This window comes from Aeromonas sp. QDB25 (assembly GCF_027707725.1).
GTDB classification, from domain to species: domain Bacteria; phylum Pseudomonadota; class Gammaproteobacteria; order Enterobacterales; family Aeromonadaceae; genus Aeromonas; species Aeromonas caviae.
The window spans coordinates 1-1,151 of record NZ_JAPCIZ010000215.1; the positions used below are offsets into that span (position 1 = coordinate 1).

A 1,151-nucleotide genomic window follows, 5' to 3' on the forward strand; every position below is an offset into this window, starting at 1 on the left:
ACAGCTTGGACAAAATTATTACGTATACAACCCCAGCAAAGCTTTGTTGCTGACTGGAGTTTATCCTGTGTACTGCAACATTCGCGCCAGCGAACAAGAACCTGTCATTGGGATACAAATCCGTTTTGAACGCAAACAAGTGGCGCAATTGCTACACCACTTGACTGTGCATTCAGGCAGCACATCGGAACAGATGGCGGCAGCCCATTCGCACTCGGGTTTTTTGTCTGTTCAAGTGACTCCAGCCATCCAAACGGCTTTATACGGGTTGTTGAATGCGCTAGGCAATCCAGTCACGTGCGATCTGTTTATGCCCACACACATTCAAACGCTGGTATATGCGGCATTAGAACAAGCCGATGTTTGTGCATTTATCCGCGAGTGGCTGGAGCAAGATGGTAGCTTTGCTCAATTTTTACAAGCCTCTGAGTTTCTTTTACGTCAATTGGAGCAGCCTGTCACTTTGCATGATTTGGCGTCCCATATGGGCATGAGCATTCCCACCTTGCAGCGTAGATTCAAGCACTATACGGCCGATTCACCCATGCAATATCTAAAAAAAGTGCGCCTCAGCCACGCTTATGCTCGCCTCACGCAGACTAACTGCACCGTGCAAAGCGCCGCTTATGCGGTTGGCTATGAAAGCGTGTCGCAGTTCAGTCGTGAATTTAAACGCTATTATGGTCAGAGTCCGCAGCAGGTTAAGCGAATTTAATACAATTATTTATTCCCACGCGCCAGCGTGGGAATGCATATGTTCGTTGTGGCTAACACGTTAAGGCTGGTTGACCTACAGCAAGATCGAGTCTGCCAAAAAGCTATTAGCCAGCGGAGTACCCCCCTCAGGATGTAGCCAAGAATCTCGACGTATCCGTTGCTACGCTATAAGCATGCGTTATTGTTATTTCCGTTTTCTGAACATGATTTTACCATGCATTTGGTTTTGGTTATGTCGTTAAGAACCGCAGAGAGCAAATTAGGTTCTCCAATCGTCATGGCTTCATCTAAATAGGCATTGATCTCAGCTTCGTTGGTCAAGTATTCAGTTGGATCATACTTGCTAAACTGTTCTTCCATATCTTGTCTCCCATCCTCATAACACTGAAATTTCAATTAATCAGAAACTGTGAAATATCAACTAGTTTTTGACA

The 1,151-nt window shown here is 45.5% G+C and carries 2 protein-coding genes; one reads left to right on the forward strand and one right to left on the reverse strand.

All coding sequences use genetic code 11. The annotated features are described in order from the left end of the window. On the forward strand, positions 1-715 hold a 715-nt coding region (locus tag PG883_RS23535; protein ID WP_270808470.1), incomplete at its 5' end, for an AraC family transcriptional regulator. A gap of 167 nt (positions 716-882) precedes the next feature. On the opposite strand, the gene PG883_RS23540 is transcribed toward PG883_RS23535, so the two are convergent. Beyond that, complete coding sequence (locus PG883_RS23540) at positions 883-1,077, reverse strand: hypothetical protein (RefSeq protein ID WP_247157282.1); 195 nt, start codon at positions 1,075-1,077, stop codon at positions 883-885. Positions 1,078-1,151 lie beyond the last annotated feature (74 nt).

What these genes read in the sequence shown, in the direction of transcription:
- PG883_RS23540 (WP_247157282.1), bottom strand. Translation starts at nt 1,077, where the DNA reads ATGGAAGAACAGTTTAGCAAGTATGATCCAACTGAATACTTGACCAAC.